Here is a 15,911-nt window from a genome sequence, read left to right on the forward strand (position 1 = left end):
TCTAGAGCAAGGGAGAAGAAGGAGACCTTACCCCCATGACCGAGAGCGACGTCCAATTTTCCGACCGCGAAGCCCTGTTGTTTCACAGCCAGGGACGACCGGGGAAGATAGAGATTGTCGCGTCCAAGCCCATGGCGACACAGCGCGACTTGAGCCTTGCCTATTCGCCCGGCGTTGCGGTCCCGGTACTGGCCATCGCCGAAGATCCGGCGACCGCTTATGATTATACGAGCAAGGGCAATCTGGTCGCGGTGATTTCGAACGGCACCGCTATTCTTGGCCTCGGCAATCTCGGTGCGCTCGCCTCCAAGCCGGTGATGGAGGGCAAGTCGGTCCTGTTCAAACGCTTTGCCGATGTCGATTCCATCGACATTGAGGTGAACACCGAAGAGGTGGAAGCCTTTGTTAATGCGGTGGCATTGTTGGAGCCAAGCTTTGGCGGCATCAATCTTGAAGATATTGCCGCGCCTTCCTGTTTCATCATCGAACAGATGCTGAAAGAGCGGATGAATATTCCGGTGTTCCATGACGACCAGCATGGCACCGCGATCATTACGGCAGCGGGGCTTATCAATGCGTGCCACCTCACCGGCCGCAACCTTGCCGACATTAAAGTCGTGGTGAACGGCGCAGGCGCTGCGGCGATTGCCTGCACCGAGCTTATCAAGGCGATGGGCGTCAAACATGAAAATGTCATCATGTGCGACCGCAAGGGCACCATCTATCAAGGCCGCACCGAAGGCATGGACCAGTGGAAATCCGCCCATGCGGTGCCGACCGATGCGCGCACCTTGAAGGAAGCCTTGCTCGGCGCGGATGTGTTTTTGGGGCTGTCGGCGGCCAAAGCCGTGTCGCCTGATATGGTTGCGCATATGGCCCCCGCGCCGATTATCTTTGCGATGGCCAATCCGGAGCCGGAAATCTCGCCGCCCGAAGCGAAGGCCGCGCGCCCCGATGCGATCATCGCGACAGGCCGGTCGGATTATCCCAACCAGGTCAATAATGTGCTGGGCTTCCCCTTCATCTTCCGCGGTGCGCTCGATGTGCGCGCGACCACGATCAACGAGGATATGAAGATTGCCGCGGCCAATGCGATTGCCCAGCTTGCGCGCGAGCAGGTGCCCGAAGAAGTGGCGGTCGCTTATGGCGGCATGAACCACAGCTTCGGCCCCGAATATATCATTCCCGCGCCGTTCGACCCGCGCCTCATGGAACTGGTTCCGGCAGCGGTCGCGCAAGCGGCGATGGACAGCGGTGTCGCACAAAAGCCGATCGAAAATATGGCCGCTTACCGCCAGCAGCTCAAAGCGCGGCTCAACCCGACCACATCGGTCTTAAGCCTTGCTTATGAAGCGGCGCGCGCCAACCCCAAGCGCGTCCTGTTTGCCGAAGGTGAAGAGGAAGTCGTGCTGCGCGCGGCGGTCGAATTTAAAAATGGCGGCTATGGCACGCCGGTGCTGGTCGGGCGCGATACGGTGCGCGAGCGGTTGAAAGCGATGGGCGTTGCCGACGCCGATGATTATGAAATCCATAACAGCGTCAATTCGCCTTTGGTCGCCGAAATGGTCGACCGGCTTTATGCGCGGCTGGGGCGGCGCGGCTATTTGCGGCGCGATATTGAACGTATGGTCAACCGCGACCGCAATGTGTTCGGTGCTTTACTGCTCCAGATGGACCTTGCCGATGCGATGATTACCGGCACGACCCGGCCTTTTGCGCAGACGATGCGCGAAGTGCGCCGCGTGCTCGACCATCGCGAAGATGCAACCCCGTTCGGCGTCCATGTGCTGGTCGGCCAGTCGCATACCGTGTTTATCGCCGACACGACCGTCAACGAACGGCCCAATGCCGCGATGCTTGCGCAAATCGCCAAGCGCACCGCCAAGGTTGCGCGCGCGATGGGCCATGAACCGCGCGTTGCGTTCCTGTCCTATTCGAACTTCGGCAACCCGCCGGGCAATTGGCTCGACAATATCCGTGATGCGGTGGCCTTGCTCGACACCGAACAGGTCGAATTTGAATATGATGGCGAAATGGCCCCCGATGTAGCGCTCAACATGAAGCTGATGGCCAATTATCCCTTTTGCCGCCTGACGGGACCGGCCAATATCCTCATCATGCCGGGGCTGCAATCGGCCAATATTTCGGCCAAATTGCTGCGCGAACTGGGCGGCGATTCGGTCATCGGGCCGATGCTAATCGGCATGGAAAAGCCGGTGCAGATCGCCACCATGTCGTCCACCGCGTCGGACCTAGTGACCCTCGCCGTGCTGGCAGGCGGCGGGATTGCGCAGTAAGTCCGGATTATTTTCCTTCGTCATCCCCGCGAAAGCGGGGATCCATCTCCTGACCGCGCCGTAAACCGAGTGGTTCGGAGATGGATTCCCGGTCAAGCCGGGAATGACGAGGTTTTGGATACTAAAAGCCCGGCTTCCGCTAATTAACAGACGAATTAAACAGCCTAAGCCCTAGGATCAGGACTTAATTATTCGCGCCAGGTGCCGTCGCGCCGTTAACCGCGCCGATATTGCCGAAAATATCTTCGAGCAACGTGCGGTGGCGGCCAAGTGTCGGGGTTTTGTCTCCGACCGGCGACAAATGCGCGACGGTTTCGATGCCGGTGCGGTCGACCGCTGCGACATTGCCTGCCGGATCAAAGGTCACACGCAGCACCGATTGTTCGACCGCGCGCGGATCGGCAAAGGCAAGCTGGCGGGTTTCGCGCGACAGATAATACCATTGATTGTCGCCCGTACCGAACTGGCCGGTGAAGGTCGGACGGCCCAACGTGCGCTCGACCGATTCCCGATTGTCGATGCCCGGCTGCACCGCGTCGGTCAGCGTTTTGTCCATGATGAAGCCCTGATGCCCGCGAATCCGCGCGCAACCGGTGGTGGCCAGCATCGCCAGCGCGAGCGTTCCTGCAATCAGCAGACGGCCAGAAATCATGCGGCGCGACGCTTCAGCCGGGCGGGTGTTCAACATACTCGTAACTCCTGAGTGTCCGGTCGCCCGGAACCTTTGTCCATCCCATAGGCCAAGCGGCGCGTTCCTGACAAGCGCGAAGCAGCATCTGGCACTCTATCCCGTTTTGGCTTACAGCGCGAACCCATGTCCTTTTTGTCCAAATTTCTGAACCGGTCCGATCCGCGCGAAGCGATGCTTCCCCTCTATAATGCCGTCGTCGCCGAAGCGCGGCGGGTGCATTGGTATAGTGCGGGCGGCGTCCCCGATACGCGCGAAGGCCGGTTCGAGATGGTAGCGGCTCTATTGTCGCTGACCTTGCTCGGACTTGAACGGGACGACGCGCAAACGCAAAATAGCGTGTTCCTCACCGAATTATTTGTCGAGGATATGGACGGGCAACTGCGCCAGTTCGGCATTGGCGACATGATAGTCGGCAAACATATCGGCAAATTGATGAGCGCGCTGGGCGGAAGGCTGGGAGCCTATCGCGCCGCGCTGGACGGCAGTGATGCCTGGGATGCGGTCGTGACCCGCAATATCTGGGGCGGCGAAGAGGCCCCCGCACAGCAACGCGCCCATGTGATTGCCGGGCTCAAAGCCTATGCAGCATCGCTCGGCGCGATGGACATGGCACAGCTTGTGGCGGGCCATGTGCCGGACACCCATGCCGCGCAGGATAAGGAGCAACCGGCATGAACGGCAAAAATCCTGCAGCCCCGGTCGCACCCGAATTTTCGCGTGTCTATCGTTTGACCCAATTGAAGCAGCAACCGCTGACCGTCGAACTAAGTGCGGACGACGCCGAGCGGACAGCACTTGCCAGACGGTTCGGCTTGGTCAGCCTTGATCAACTCGACGCCGAGGTCGTGCTGACCGCAGAGGGCGAGGATGTGCTGGCAGATGGCCATTTGCGCGCCAAGGTTGAGCAGGCTTGCGTTGCAACGGGTGAGTCGATTGCGGTGACGCTCTATGAACCGGTCAACTTACGCTTTTCGCCCGAACCCGACCAGGTGCAAGATGAGGCCGATGAGGAAATGGCGGAAAGCTCGGCCGATATTGATGATCGCGACCTTGTCCATTTTGAAGAGGCGGCCATTGATATAGGCGAGGCCGTCGCCCAAACCTTATTGCTCTCGCTCGACCCCTATCCGCGTAGCCCGGATGCCGATGCGTTCCTCAAGCAAAAGGGCGTGGTAAGCGAAGAAGATGCCGGCCCGTTCGGCGCACTCGCCGGTTTGCGGGACAAGCTTTCGGGGAAATAGGCAGGATGCGAATAGCGTCCCCCACGCTCGGCTTGGGCCACTTACCTTAAGCTCCTCCCCAAGCTTGTCTTGGGCCATGTAACCAAAGTTCCTCCCCGAGCTTGCTCGGGGAGGTGGCGCGCGCGTAGCGCGTGACGGAGGGGTTGCGAGCGAAGCGAGCACACTACGCCTCAGAGAACAATAGGCTCGCTGCGCTCGCAACCCCTCCACCATTCGCCTAAGGCGAACGGTCCCCCTCCCCGAGCAAGCTCGGGGAGGAGCTTAAGGTTTCGGCCCAAGCAAGTTGAAGAGTGTCTAAACCCCCACCCACTTACCCCGCTGTCAATAAAGGTTGCGCCGCGCAACTTTTTCGCTTTTCTATGCTGCATAAAACCAAAACAGGAGAGGCGGGAATGGTGGCGATGGTGGCAGGGCAAAATCCCGGCATGGATGCGGATATTTTTGATGCGTTTATCGACCAGCTCAAACGCTATGTGCGCGAGCGGCTGATTCCGGCGGAAGAGGCGGTAATCGCGGCGGACCGTGTGCCGGACGATATTCTCGACGAAATGCGCGCGATGGGCTTGTTCGGGATTACTATCCCGCAAGATTATGGCGGCGCGGGGATGAATGTCAGCCAATATATCGAAACGGTGATGCAGTTAAGCTATGCCGCGCCTGCTTTCCGTTCGACCATGTCGATCAATGTCGGCATGGTGACGAGCGGCATCAAAAATTTCGGCACGCCCGAACAAAAAGCCCATTGGCTTCCGCGCATCGCGAGCGGCGAGATTGCGAGTTTTGGCCTTACCGAACCCGGCTCCGGTTCCGATTCCGCCGCGATGCAGACCTTTGCGCGCGCCGAGGGCAATGGCTATGTGCTGAACGGCACCAAACGCTATATCACCAACGCGCCGCACGCGAAGATTGCGCTCATCATGGCGCGTACCTCCAAAGAACCGCTCCCCAAAAACGCGCATGTCAGCGCCTTCATCATCGACTTGGAAACGCCCGGCATTTCGGTCGGCAGTCCGGACAAGAAAATGGGGCAAGCGGGCGCGCATATTGCTGACATCATCATGGAGAATGTCCATGTGCCGGGCGATGCGCTGATTGGCGGCGTCGAAGGGCAGGGCTTCAAAACCGCAATGCAGAGCCTCGATAACGGGCGGCTGTCAGTCGCGGCGATGGGCGTCGGCATGGGGCGGCGCGCGCTCGATTCGGCGCTGCGCTATGCCAATGAGCGCAAGGCTTTTGGCGAACCGATTGCCAATTTCCAGCTCATTCAGGCGATGCTGGCGGATAGCGATGCCGAATTATATGCCGCCGAATGTATGATTGCCGACGCTGCCGCGCGCACCGACTGGGGCGAAAATATCATCCGCAAGGCGGCCGCCGCCAAAATGTTCGCGACCGAAACCTGTGGCCGCGTGGTTGACCGTTGTGTGCAAATTTACGGCGGCGCAGGCTATCTCGCCGAATATGACGCCGAACGCTTCTTCCGCGACGCACGCATTTTGCGGATTTACGAAGGCACCACCCAGATCATGCAATTACAAGTCGCCAAACAATTGCTCCGCGCCTTCGCCGAGGATGGCACGGCGTGGGGGTGAAAAGGGAGAAGCCCCTTGGGCTTAAGACAAAGATCCTCCGCGAGCTTGTCTTGGGCCAGTATCGTAATCGATCCTCCCCGAGCTTGCTCGGGGAGGGGGACCGTTCGCCGTAGGCGAATGGTGGAGGGGCAAAGGCGATTGCCTTAGCAATCGCGCGCGCCAACGGCGCGCTTAACCCCTCCGTCGCGCGCTACGCGCGCGCCACCTCCCCAAGCAAGCTTGGGGAGGATCTTAAGGGATGCGGCCCAAGACAAGCCCGGTGAAGAGCCTAGATATAAGCGCCCTTCCGCAAATTAATCCCATACTCTAGCCAAGCCTTCATCGCGCACAGCATTTGCGACCAGCCCATGCAGTTGCCATAGCTGGCTTTGAGACCTTCGGGCGTATCGGTCCATCCGCCTTCGCTGACCGTCACCTTGGTCCGCATCCCGCTGTCGAGCGGTTCGAAACGGAAGCGCACTTCGGTCTTGAGCGGGGTTTCACCCTGTTTCTCATTGTTGGTTTTTTCTTGGCTGTCCCAACGGAAGGCGATGCTCTCATTGGGTGTTGCCTCGATAATTTCCACCGGAAAGGGTCCGGGGAAATCGGCAAATTCCCATGTGACCGTTGCGCCTGTTTCCGCGCGACCTTTGGCGCCTGCGGTGGTGAAATAAGCGGATAAGCGCGCCGGGTCCGCGACCGCTTCATAGGCCAATGCGGGTGGTTTATCGACGATGATGAAAACTTCAAAGGATGGGGTCATGGGTATCCTCTTAACTCCCCTCACGCTTGCGGGAGGGGTTGGGGGAGGGTCTGTCGGCAAGCATTGCGCCTACCTCTGCCCACTCCGACTGCGACTAAGAATTTTCACTTATGTTCAAATTCCTAAGTCTGCGTTGCCCCTCCCGCAAGCGGGAGGGGATAGGTGTTGCATCAACGCGCCGCACCCTCCTTTGTTGCGCACAGATAATCGACACCCTTCCCCCCTCCTTCCCCCTGCGCTAGGGACGCGGCGTGACTGATCCCGACCTTCTCCATCATATTTTCGGTTTTCACGGCTTTCGCGGGCAGCAGGAAGCGGTGGTTGCGCGGGTGATGGCGGGGCGCAATACGCTGGCCGTCATGCCGACCGGCGCGGGCAAATCGCTCTGTTACCAATATCCGGCGGTGGCGTTGGAGGGCACGGTGATCGTCATATCACCGCTGATCGCCCTCATGCACGACCAGCTCCGTGCGGCCGAAGCGGTCGGCATCCGCGCGGCGACATTAACTTCCGCCGATACCAACCGGGACGAGACGATCCGGCGCTTGCTCGAAGGCGCGCTCGACCTCCTCTATGTCGCGCCCGAACGTGCATCGGGTGCGGGGTTCAAGGCGTTGCTTGAACAAACGCGGCTTGCCTTATTTGCGATTGATGAAGCGCATTGCGTGTCCGAATGGGGCCATGATTTCCGCCCCGATTACCGCTTGCTGCGCCCCCTACTCGACAGTTTTCCCGATGTGCCGCGTCTGGCATTGACCGCAACGGCGGATGAACATACCCGCGCGGATATATTGGCCCAGCTTGGCATTGCCCCCGATGGCCTCATCGTTGCGGGCTTTGACCGGCCCAATATCCGCTATCATATCACCCCGCGCGACAATGGACCCCGGCAGTTGGTGGACCTCATAAAGCGTCAGCCCGGCCCCGGCATCATCTATGCACAAAGCCGCGCCGCGACCGAAAAAATTGCCGCCAAAATCGCCGCGACAGGCCGTGCCACCCGCATCTATCATGCAGGATTGGAGCCGCAATTACGCGCCGCCAATCAGGCGGCCTTTGTCGCGTCCGAAGATATGGTGATGGTCGCCACCATCGCGTTCGGCATGGGCATCGACAAGCCCGATGTGCGCTTTGTCGCCCATGCAGGGCTCCCCAAATCGGTCGAGGCTTATTATCAGGAAACCGGCCGCGCGGGCCGCGATGGCGATGCGTCGGAAGCGCATCTGTTCTGGGGCGCGAGCGATTTTGCACTAGCCCGCCAACGCTTGGGCGAGATTGAACCGGCGCGGCGCGAGGCCGAACGCGCACGGCTCAATGCGCTTGCTGCGCTCGCCGAAACCGCCGGATGCCGCCGCGCGATATTGCTTCGCCATTTCGGCGAAAATCCGCCGCCGAGTTGCGGCAATTGCGATAATTGTCTGCAACCGCCCGACCAGACCGACGCGAGCGTGCTGGCGCAAAAATTGCTGTCGGCAATCCATCGCACCGGCCACACTTATGGCATTTCCTATATCGAGGCGGTGCTGACCGGAAAAGCAGATGACCGTATCCGCGAGCGACGTCATGACGAACTATCGGTCTTTGGCATTGTCGAAGGCGACGAAGCGCGGCTGATCCGGCCTTTGGCGCGGACCTTGCTCGCGCGCGAGGCGTTGGCACAAACCGAACATGGCGGGCTTGCCTTTGGTCCGGCGGCGCGACCGATCCTGCGCGGCGAGGAAAAAATTGCCTTGCTCATCCCCCCGCCACGCCGCCGCGACCGCAAAGCGCGCGAAACCCGCGAGGCGCTCTCCAACCTGTCCGCCGCCGATGCCGCCTTGTTCGAAGCCTTACGCGCCCGCCGCCGCGAACTGGCTGCAGAGGCAGGGATGCCGCCCTATGTCATCTTCCACGACAGCGCATTGCGCGAAATGGCAACGGTGCGCCCGCAAAATTTGGCGGCGATGGGCGAGGTCAATGGTGTGGGGAGCAGGAAGCTGGAGGCCTGGGGGCCTGCGTTCTTAGCCGTGGTGCTGGAGGCGGGGTGAGTTTCCGGTTCATCCCCAAGCTTGTCTTGGCCGCTGACCTTAAGCTCCTCCCCAAGCTTGTCTTGGGGAGGTGGCGCGCGCGTAGCGCGTGACGGAGGGGTTATGCGCGCCAGCGGCGCGCGCGATTGCCAAGGCAATCGCTTTTACCCCTCCACCATTCGCCTGCGGCGAACGGTCCCCCTCCCCAAGCGAGCTTGGGGAGGATCTTTTGTCACCCCTTCAAAAATTTCGCCACTTCGGCGTGAAACCGTTCCGGCTGGTCGAGCATGATGAAGTGGCGGCTGTCGGGCACCATGACCGGCGTGAAACGCGCGACGCCTTTATATTGCGGCACGAAAGCGGCTTCGGCAGCGGCGGCGGGCATGACGCTGTCATCCTGTGCGTAGAGCAAGGTCACGGGCGCGCTAATCTTGCCAAGGTCAGCGCGGGCGTCGGTGGTCATAATGTCGTAGAAAAGCTGCGCGGTCACCCGCATATCGGCGGCGCGTATCCAGTCCGCCGCGCGGCGTTGCTCCGCTTCATTCTTGACCATTGAGGCTGCCGTTTGCGCGGCGCGGTCATTGGGTTGAGGCGGCGCTTTGGGGGCGGCGAGCATCATCTTGCGCATGGCGTCGGCCTGCGCGCGCACGGTTTCGACCGTCGCATCGGGTGAACCCAATGTGCCGATGAACGGCACCGCATCGACCACCATCACCTTGCCAACCTTGCCCGGAATTTGTTCGGCGATAAGGAGCGCGGTGAGCCCGCCCATCGAATGGCCAATAAGCGCGGGCGCGGCGTGGCGCTGGTTGATGATGTCATCGTCAATATAATCGGCCAATTCCTTGACGAATGCGTCCAGCACCGGCCCTTCGCCATTGACGCCCGCCGCATCGCCAAAGCCGCGTATCTGGACGATATGCAGGCGATATTTGTCTTTGAGCTTATCAGCTGTCGCACCCCACACGTCGCGCGGGGTCGAAAGGCCGGGGATCAGTACGACATCGGGTCCTTTGGTATTGCCTGTCACCAGCACCGTGAAACGCTTTCCCTCGGCAACTTCCCCGGCGGGGAGCGTTGCGGGAGCGCTCACTTCATTGTGCGGTGCATCCCCGGCAGGCTGCTTTGCGCAAGCTGGCGCGGCGAGCAACGTAGTGGCCATCAGCATGGCAGCGAGTGACTTTTTCATGAAATTACCCTTTCCTTACATCGTCGGTTGCGGCGCGTGACACCGGAGGGTTCAATCGCGCTGGAAAATCTCTTCAATCGCCATGCCGAACAGGTCGGCGATTTTGAAGGCGAGCGGGAGCGAGGGGTCATATTTGCCGGTTTCGATCGCATTGACCGACTGGCGCGAGACGCCGAGCGCATCGGCCAGATCCTGCTGACTCCAGTCGCGTTCGGCGCGCAGCACTTTGAGACGGTTCTTCATGCTCCGCGCACCTTTTGCCACAAGCTGCCAATGCCAAGACCCGCGCACCAGAGCGGGAAGGCGAAGAAAAGCGGCACTTTGGGCACATCGGTATAAAGTTCGAGGATGCCCCATGTTGCGGTCGCGGCAAGGCTGATGCCGGTGGCAATCAGCGCCTTTTGGACTTCTAGCATCCGCAAATATTCGTCATCCAGTTCGACGAGCAGCCGCCCCATCGCCCAGACCATCGCTGCAATCGCGAGACCGGGGAGCAGCGCGATGCCTACCGTGAGCGGCGTCGCCTTCGCGCCGTCCGGGATCAACCAACTCGCCAGCAAGATCGCGGCCACATAGACTATGGTCGCCGGGAAGAAGCGCTGGAGGTAGCGTCTATAAGCAGGGTTGCGTTGGTTGGACATATCAAGGGTCCTTTCTAATAAGACAAGTTACCTTTACATATAAGTCGCGCGATTTGTCAAGTATCATTGACAATATGATTGCCAAGCTTGTCATATCATGCGCCAACCGCACGCCCATCGGGTTAATATCCAAGCCGCTTTCGTCCTGCCTCTCGTCCTGCCTTCCGCTCTTGCGAAATCACGCTTTTGCAGGCAAAGGAACGCCTTTCCATCAACCCTTTTTGAAGGTCCGATACATCCATGTCCGAAATGATCCGCATCACGCTCCCCGACGGCTCCGCCCGCGAGGTTGCGCCGGGGACTACCCCCGCGGACATTGCTGCGGCGATCGGGCCGGGCCTTGCCAAAGCGGCGATTGCCGCGCGCGTCGATGGCGAATTGCGCGATCTCACGCGGCCGTTGGAAGGCGACGCAGCGCTTGCGCTGGTGACCGCCAAGGATGAAGCCGATGCGCTTGATCTGGCGCGCCACGATTATGCCCACGTGCTCGCCGAAGCCGTGCAAAATCTGTGGCCCGGCACGCAAATCACCTTTGGCCCTTCGACCGATGACGGCTTTTATTATGACTTTGCGCCGACGGCGGAACGCGGCATGTTCACCGAAGAAGAATTGCCGCTGATCGAAGCCGAAATGCGTAAGATTATCGCAGCCAACGAACCGTTGGTGCGCGAGGTCTGGTCGCGCCAGCAACTGATCGAAAAATGGCAGGCCGAAGGCGAATTGTTCAAGGCCGAATGGGCGGCGGAACTTCCCGAAGGCGAAGAATTGACCGTCTATCGCGCCGGGACCGCGCCCGATGCGTGGCTCGATATGTGCCGCGGACCGCATCTCCCCTCGACCGGCAAGCTTGACCCCAATGCGTTCAAACTGATGCGCGTGTCCGGCGCTTATTGGCGCGGCGACCAGCGCAACCCGCAGCTTTCGCGCATTTACGGCACGGGCTGGCTCAACAAAAAGCAACTCGACGCGCATCTTCACCGCCTTGAAGAAGCTGCCAAGCGCGACCATCGCAAGCTGGGGCAGGAAATGGACCTGTTCCACCTGCAACAGGAAGCGCATGGTTCGGTGTTCTGGCACCCCAAAGGCTATCGCATCTGGCGCGAACTCGAAGCCTATATGCGGCGCAAGATGGATGGCGCGGGCTATCGCGAGATCAAGACGCCGCAGCTCATGGACATTCGCCAGTGGGAACAATCCGGCCATTGGGGCAAATATGCCGAAAATATGTTCGCGGTCCCCGATATTGTGCCCGAAGTGGATGCCGAGGGCGCCGGGGCAACGCCCAAGGTTGCGCCCGATGCGGACTGGATGGCGATCAAACCGATGAATTGCCCGGCCCATGTGCTGGTGTTCAAACAGGGCATTACCTCCTATCGCGACCTGCCAATCCGCTTGGGCGAGATGGGGTGCTGCCACCGCAACGAGCCGCACGGCGCGCTCCACGGATTGATGCGCGTGCGCCAGTTTACGCAGGATGACGCGCATATTTTCTGCACCGAAAGCCAAGTGGTCGAAGAAGTTCGGGCTTTTTGCACGCTTGCCGATGAAGTCTATCGGGACTTCGGCTTTTCTTACCATGTGAAGCTCGCGCTGCGCCCCGAAAAGCGGTTCGGCTCCGAAGCGGATTGGGACAAGGCCGAACAGGAATTGCGCGACGCGGTTGCTGTCGCCGGCATGGCCAATGACGATTATGGCTGGGAAGAATTACCCGGCGAAGGCGCTTTTTATGCGCCTAAACTCGAATGGCATCTGACCGACGCGATTGGCCGCACATGGCAGGTCGGCACGATCCAGGGCGACCGCGTGCTGCCCGAACGGCTCGATGCCAGCTTTGTCGGCGAAGATGGCGGCAAGCATCGTCCGGTCATGCTCCACCGCGCGATTTTCGGTTCTTATGAACGCTTTATCGGCATTTTGATCGAACATTATGCGGGCAAACTCCCGCTATGGCTCGCGCCGGTGCAAGCGGTGGTCGCAACCATCGTATCCGAAGCCGATGATTATGCGCGCGACGTGACGGCGAAACTGGCGGCGGCGGGTATCCGCGTCGAAACCGACCTGCGCAATGAAAAGATCAACTATAAAATCCGCGAACATAGTCTGGCCAAAGTCCCCAATCTGCTCGTCGTCGGCAAACGCGAAGCCGAAGAAGACAAGGTCGCCCTACGCGTCCTCGGCTCCGACCAACCGCAGTTAATCCTGACGCTTGAGGAAGCAATTGCGCGGTTGAAAGAAGAAGCCACACCACCGGATTTGCGGGGATAGATGAAAGAAAAATCACCGCCCACTATCTATTTCAACGTCGCTTGGATGGATGAATATAGAGGCATAACAGATTCAGATATTCCCCTTGACGGTGGATCTTGGACGGATAAGCATGAGGTCTGTAACTTCATGCCCATCGATGGAAAATGCTATGGTTATGTTCAGCCACCCAATAGCGAGACCATAAACATTACTCGGATAGGTGCATCCGAGGATGCAGACTATATTGACAGTGTAACTGTTGTCTGGTCAGCAAGAGCGCGAGGTGGCAAGACTGTTGTTGTTGGCTTGTATCGGAACGCGCGTGTTCATCGCAGGCGTCAAAAGTTACCATATTCTCCTCACCATCAACAAAGTGGTTTCAGCCTGGTAGATTATTTTGCAGAGTGTAACGAAGAAGATGCCTTCCTCTTATCTCACAAGCGCCGTACTCATTTCATTCCCCGCGGGAAGAACGCTATGGGGCAAAGCCTTATCTGGTATGGTGAGTCAGAGACCGGAGCCGTAGAATCTCTGAAAATTGCTGCGCTTTTACAAGAATACATTACCGAAAAGCATCAAAGTAATACCGATTCTTTAATAATGGAGTGTGGAGACACTACAGCAGGTAGCTTTGATCGCGATCAGCAAGAAATCGAAGAAGACGTACAGAACATTCTAACTAGCGACCTATCGAATTCCGAAAAAGCGAATCTTGTCCGAGCGCGTTTAGGGCAGGGAAAATTTCGGAAGCAAGTCATGCAAGTATGGCGAAACTCTTGTGCTGTTACAGGATGTCAAATACCTGCAATGTTACGGGCGTCTCATATCAAACCATGGAGAGACTGTGAGACAACAGCAGAGCGCCTCAGTGCGGACAATGGGTTGATGCTGACAGCTAATCTCGATGCTCTATTCGACAGGGGTTTAATTAGTTTTGATGCAAAGGGTCTAATGCTAATCTCGCCTGAAATTTCCGATATGGACCGTGAAAGGCTTGGTTTGCAGCATGCGCGGCTGACAGTGGCACCCAGCCAATGGCAAGAGCGCTATCTCGCCTATCACCGACAAGTGTTCGGCTTTAGCAACTAGATTTGAACGATGATCAACATTGCGCGACGTGTGTCACTAAGGAGAAAGAAGATGAAGTCTGTTGCCTTGACCGGCTTGCTCGCCGCAAGCCTTCTGGCCGGGTGCAATGTAACGCCGGTGTCCGACGCCGCGCCCGATGCGGACCATAGCGCGCATAAGAGCGAAACCCCCGCTGGCACCGACTCTGCCATGCTCAACGAATCGCAGCGGGCTTATGAGGCCGTGAATGTCGAGATGCACAAGGGTATGGCCGCGATTGATGCCGACCCCGATGTTGCGTTCATGGAAGGCATGATCGCGCATCATAAGGGCGCGGTTGCCATGTCCGAAGTCGCGCTCAAATATGGCAAGGATGCCAAGGTGCGCGATCTGGCCAACCGTATCATCAAAGCGCAGGCCGACGAGATTGCGGAGATGGAAGCGTGGCTTAAGGAAAAGGGCAAGGGCGGTGCGGATACTGCGCCAGTTGCAGGTGCCGCGGCGGCAGAGCCTGCGGTGGCGCAAGACCATGATGCCCATGCGGGGCATTGATTTTGGGCAAGGGTTAAGCTTCGGGGCTTGCTTGGGTTCTCGCAGAGGCGCAGAGATTTTCGGACCTTTTGCCCATTCTTCGACGGGCTGTGCTTAGAAAATATTCTCGCGGAGGCGCGAAGACGCGGAGTTAGTAGGGCGCTGGCGCGGGCTATGATGCCGTAGAGGTGCGGAGAATTTTCGTAAGTTCCGGTATTTTCTAACTCCGTTTTGGTATTTTCCAACACCGTTCGCCCTGAGTAGCCTCCGTAAGGAGGCGTATCGAAGGGCTTGGTTTAAACCGGTGCTTCGATACGGGTTCTGCGAACCCTACTCAGCACGAACGGTGTTGAAAATATTCGCCTATCCGATTTCAGGCTTATTTTCAGGCTTATTTCGGGATCACCACACTCACCCGGCGGTTTTTGGCGCGGCCGTCTGGGTCATCGCTGCCGTCGGATTTGGCGTTGGGGGCGATCGGATCGGCTTCGCCTTTGCCGACAATATCGAGGCGGGCTGCATCGACGCCTTTGCCGGTGAGCCAGTCGGCGACCGCTTGCGCGCGTTTTTGGGAAAGGGTGCGGTTATAATCATCCTCGCCCTTGGCATCGGTATAGCCGGTGACGATAATCTTGCCGCTGCCGCCTGCCTGCACATAAGTGAGCAATTTCTGCATCGGCGCGTCGGCGGACGGCGCGAGCGCGAATTTGTCAAATTCGAACAAGACATCGGCGGGCAGGTCGACAATGGTTGCGGTCTCGGTCACGCGCACCGACAGGTCGGAGACCTTGCCGGTAAGGCTGCTGACATTGCCCTTAAGAGCCTCCCCGCGCCCCGTCACAGCAGACACCGTGCCGGTTGCCGATGAGGCAGCTGCCGTGGCCGCCGTCCCCTGCCCGTCAGACACGGCGTTTTGCGCGCTATCGGCGATAGCGGACCCTGCCTCGTCAGATGCCTTGTCAGGGGCGGGCGAGCAGGCGGCTAGGACGCACAAGGCAGGAACACAAAGGGCCAATATGATGCCCCCTTTCCCTGCGCCCCGCCCTGCCAAGCCGCGATGCTGCGTGTGCGCCCTGCTCATCGCGTAACCGGAACCCCGTCAAACGGCGCGACACCGGGGAGGTTGATCGACACGGTTTTGCTGGTCGCAGGCGGCGCCGGGAATTTAAGCCAGACAATCCCTGTGCTTCCCTTTGAAATATAGTTCCCGACTCTAGTGCCCGACAAAGGCGAGGCGAGCGGGTTACCTTCACCATCCTTCAAAAGGCTGTAGCGTTGCGCTGTTGCGTCATCAATGATGCTGATTTGACGCTCGGACATATAGAAGGATTTCCCGTCTTCATTGGGCGCTTTAACGCTCAATTGGACGGTCAGCACATCGCCGGTCACCGCCACCTTGTTCAGATCGACCACCACGCCATCCGATCCGGGCTGGGTCTGGATCACCGTTTGGGCGACCGGTTCCGTTTTTTGTTCAACCGCTATCGTCGATTGGGTGGGGGTTTCGGCAGGGGGCGTTGCGCTCGATGTGGTGGTTGAACCGGTGTCGGCTTTATCATCCTTGACCTGGCAAGCGGCCAATGCGGGAATGGCCAACAGGCTTGCCAGAGCAACCTTTACGGTAGGACGCATATACAAAACTCCCTCTCTCTAAATGCTTAGCTAC

The 15,911-nt window shown here is 59.0% G+C and carries 15 protein-coding genes; 8 read left to right on the plus strand and 7 right to left on the minus strand.

Going from position 1 to position 15,911, the window contains the following annotated elements; all coding sequences use genetic code 11:
- The first annotated feature begins 35 nt into the window (after positions 1-35).
- Entirely contained in the window at positions 36-2,297 is a 2,262-nt protein-coding gene (locus tag DMP17_RS10320; RefSeq protein ID WP_337828995.1) for an NADP-dependent malic enzyme, read from the plus strand.
- 184 nt (positions 2,298-2,481) lie between these two features.
- Here the strand turns inward: DMP17_RS10320 and DMP17_RS10325 are convergent, their stop codons facing one another.
- Entirely contained in the window at positions 2,482-2,985 is a 504-nt protein-coding gene (locus DMP17_RS10325; protein ID WP_337828996.1) for an outer membrane protein assembly factor BamE, read from the minus strand.
- Between the two features lie 126 nt (positions 2,986-3,111).
- On the opposite strand from DMP17_RS10325, the gene DMP17_RS10330 reads away from it, so the two are divergent.
- From DMP17_RS10330 to DMP17_RS10340, 3 genes are all read left to right on the plus strand, one after another.
- The gene (locus tag DMP17_RS10330) at positions 3,112-3,663 is read left to right on the plus strand and encodes a ubiquinol-cytochrome C chaperone family protein (RefSeq protein WP_337828997.1); all 552 of its coding nucleotides are present in this window, start codon (positions 3,112-3,114) and stop codon (positions 3,661-3,663) included.
- Positions 3,660-4,229 (plus strand): YceD family protein, encoded by a 570-nt coding sequence (locus tag DMP17_RS10335; protein WP_337828998.1) that lies wholly within the window; start codon positions 3,660-3,662, stop codon positions 4,227-4,229. The genes DMP17_RS10330 and DMP17_RS10335 overlap by 4 nt, the downstream gene beginning before the upstream one ends.
- A 359-nt stretch (positions 4,230-4,588) precedes the next feature.
- Positions 4,589-5,821 (plus strand): acyl-CoA dehydrogenase family protein, encoded by a 1,233-nt coding sequence (locus tag DMP17_RS10340; protein ID WP_337828999.1) that lies wholly within the window; start codon positions 4,589-4,591, stop codon positions 5,819-5,821.
- Between the two features lie 268 nt (positions 5,822-6,089).
- Here DMP17_RS10340 and DMP17_RS10345 read toward each other — a convergent pair whose 3' ends face one another.
- Positions 6,090-6,563 carry an SRPBCC domain-containing protein gene (locus DMP17_RS10345; protein WP_337829000.1) on the minus strand — a complete coding sequence of 158 codons (474 nt, stop codon included), beginning with the start codon at positions 6,561-6,563 and terminating at the stop codon, positions 6,090-6,092.
- Between the two features lie 251 nt (positions 6,564-6,814).
- Between DMP17_RS10345 and recQ the strand changes: the two genes are divergently transcribed.
- Complete coding sequence (gene recQ / locus DMP17_RS10350; protein ID WP_337829001.1) at positions 6,815-8,590, plus strand: DNA helicase RecQ; 1,776 nt, start codon at positions 6,815-6,817, stop codon at positions 8,588-8,590.
- 211 nt (positions 8,591-8,801) lie between these two features.
- Here the strand turns inward: recQ and DMP17_RS10355 are convergent, their stop codons facing one another.
- From DMP17_RS10355 to DMP17_RS10365, 3 genes are read right to left on the minus strand one after another with little or no spacing between them, the layout of a single operon-like run.
- Positions 8,802-9,758, minus strand: coding sequence for an alpha/beta fold hydrolase (locus DMP17_RS10355; RefSeq protein ID WP_337829002.1), 957 nt, complete (start codon positions 9,756-9,758; stop codon positions 8,802-8,804).
- A gap of 51 nt (positions 9,759-9,809) precedes the next feature.
- Positions 9,810-10,001, minus strand: coding sequence for a helix-turn-helix transcriptional regulator (locus tag DMP17_RS10360; protein ID WP_337829003.1), 192 nt, complete (start codon positions 9,999-10,001; stop codon positions 9,810-9,812).
- Positions 9,998-10,399 carry a hypothetical protein gene (locus DMP17_RS10365; protein WP_337829004.1) on the minus strand — a complete coding sequence of 134 codons (402 nt, stop codon included), beginning with the start codon at positions 10,397-10,399 and terminating at the stop codon, positions 9,998-10,000. Before DMP17_RS10365 ends, DMP17_RS10360 begins: the two co-directional genes overlap by 4 nt.
- A 249-nt stretch (positions 10,400-10,648) precedes the next feature.
- Here DMP17_RS10365 and thrS point away from each other — a divergent pair, with 249 nt between their 5' ends.
- The 3 genes from thrS to copM are packed head-to-tail and all read left to right on the plus strand — an operon-like array spanning position 10,649 to position 14,266.
- Positions 10,649-12,664 carry a threonine--tRNA ligase gene (gene thrS, locus DMP17_RS10370; protein WP_337829005.1) on the plus strand — a complete coding sequence of 672 codons (2,016 nt, stop codon included), beginning with the start codon at positions 10,649-10,651 and terminating at the stop codon, positions 12,662-12,664.
- Positions 12,665-13,735 (plus strand): HNH endonuclease, encoded by a 1,071-nt coding sequence (locus DMP17_RS10375; RefSeq protein WP_337829006.1) that lies wholly within the window; start codon positions 12,665-12,667, stop codon positions 13,733-13,735.
- A gap of 9 nt (positions 13,736-13,744) precedes the next feature.
- Entirely contained in the window at positions 13,745-14,266 is a 522-nt protein-coding gene (gene copM / locus DMP17_RS10380; protein WP_337829007.1) for a CopM family metallochaperone, read from the plus strand.
- A 370-nt stretch (positions 14,267-14,636) separates the two neighbouring features.
- Here the strand turns inward: copM and DMP17_RS10385 are convergent, their stop codons facing one another.
- Positions 14,637-15,152, minus strand: a complete 516-nt coding sequence (locus DMP17_RS10385) for an OmpA family protein (protein ID WP_443217846.1) — start codon at positions 15,150-15,152, stop codon at positions 14,637-14,639.
- A gap of 170 nt (positions 15,153-15,322) precedes the next feature.
- Positions 15,323-15,877, minus strand: a complete 555-nt coding sequence (locus tag DMP17_RS10390) for a hypothetical protein (RefSeq protein ID WP_337829009.1) — start codon at positions 15,875-15,877, stop codon at positions 15,323-15,325.
- Positions 15,878-15,911: the final 34 nt, after the last annotated feature.

The sequence above is a fragment of the Pseudonocardia sp. TMWB2A genome (assembly GCF_017312135.1).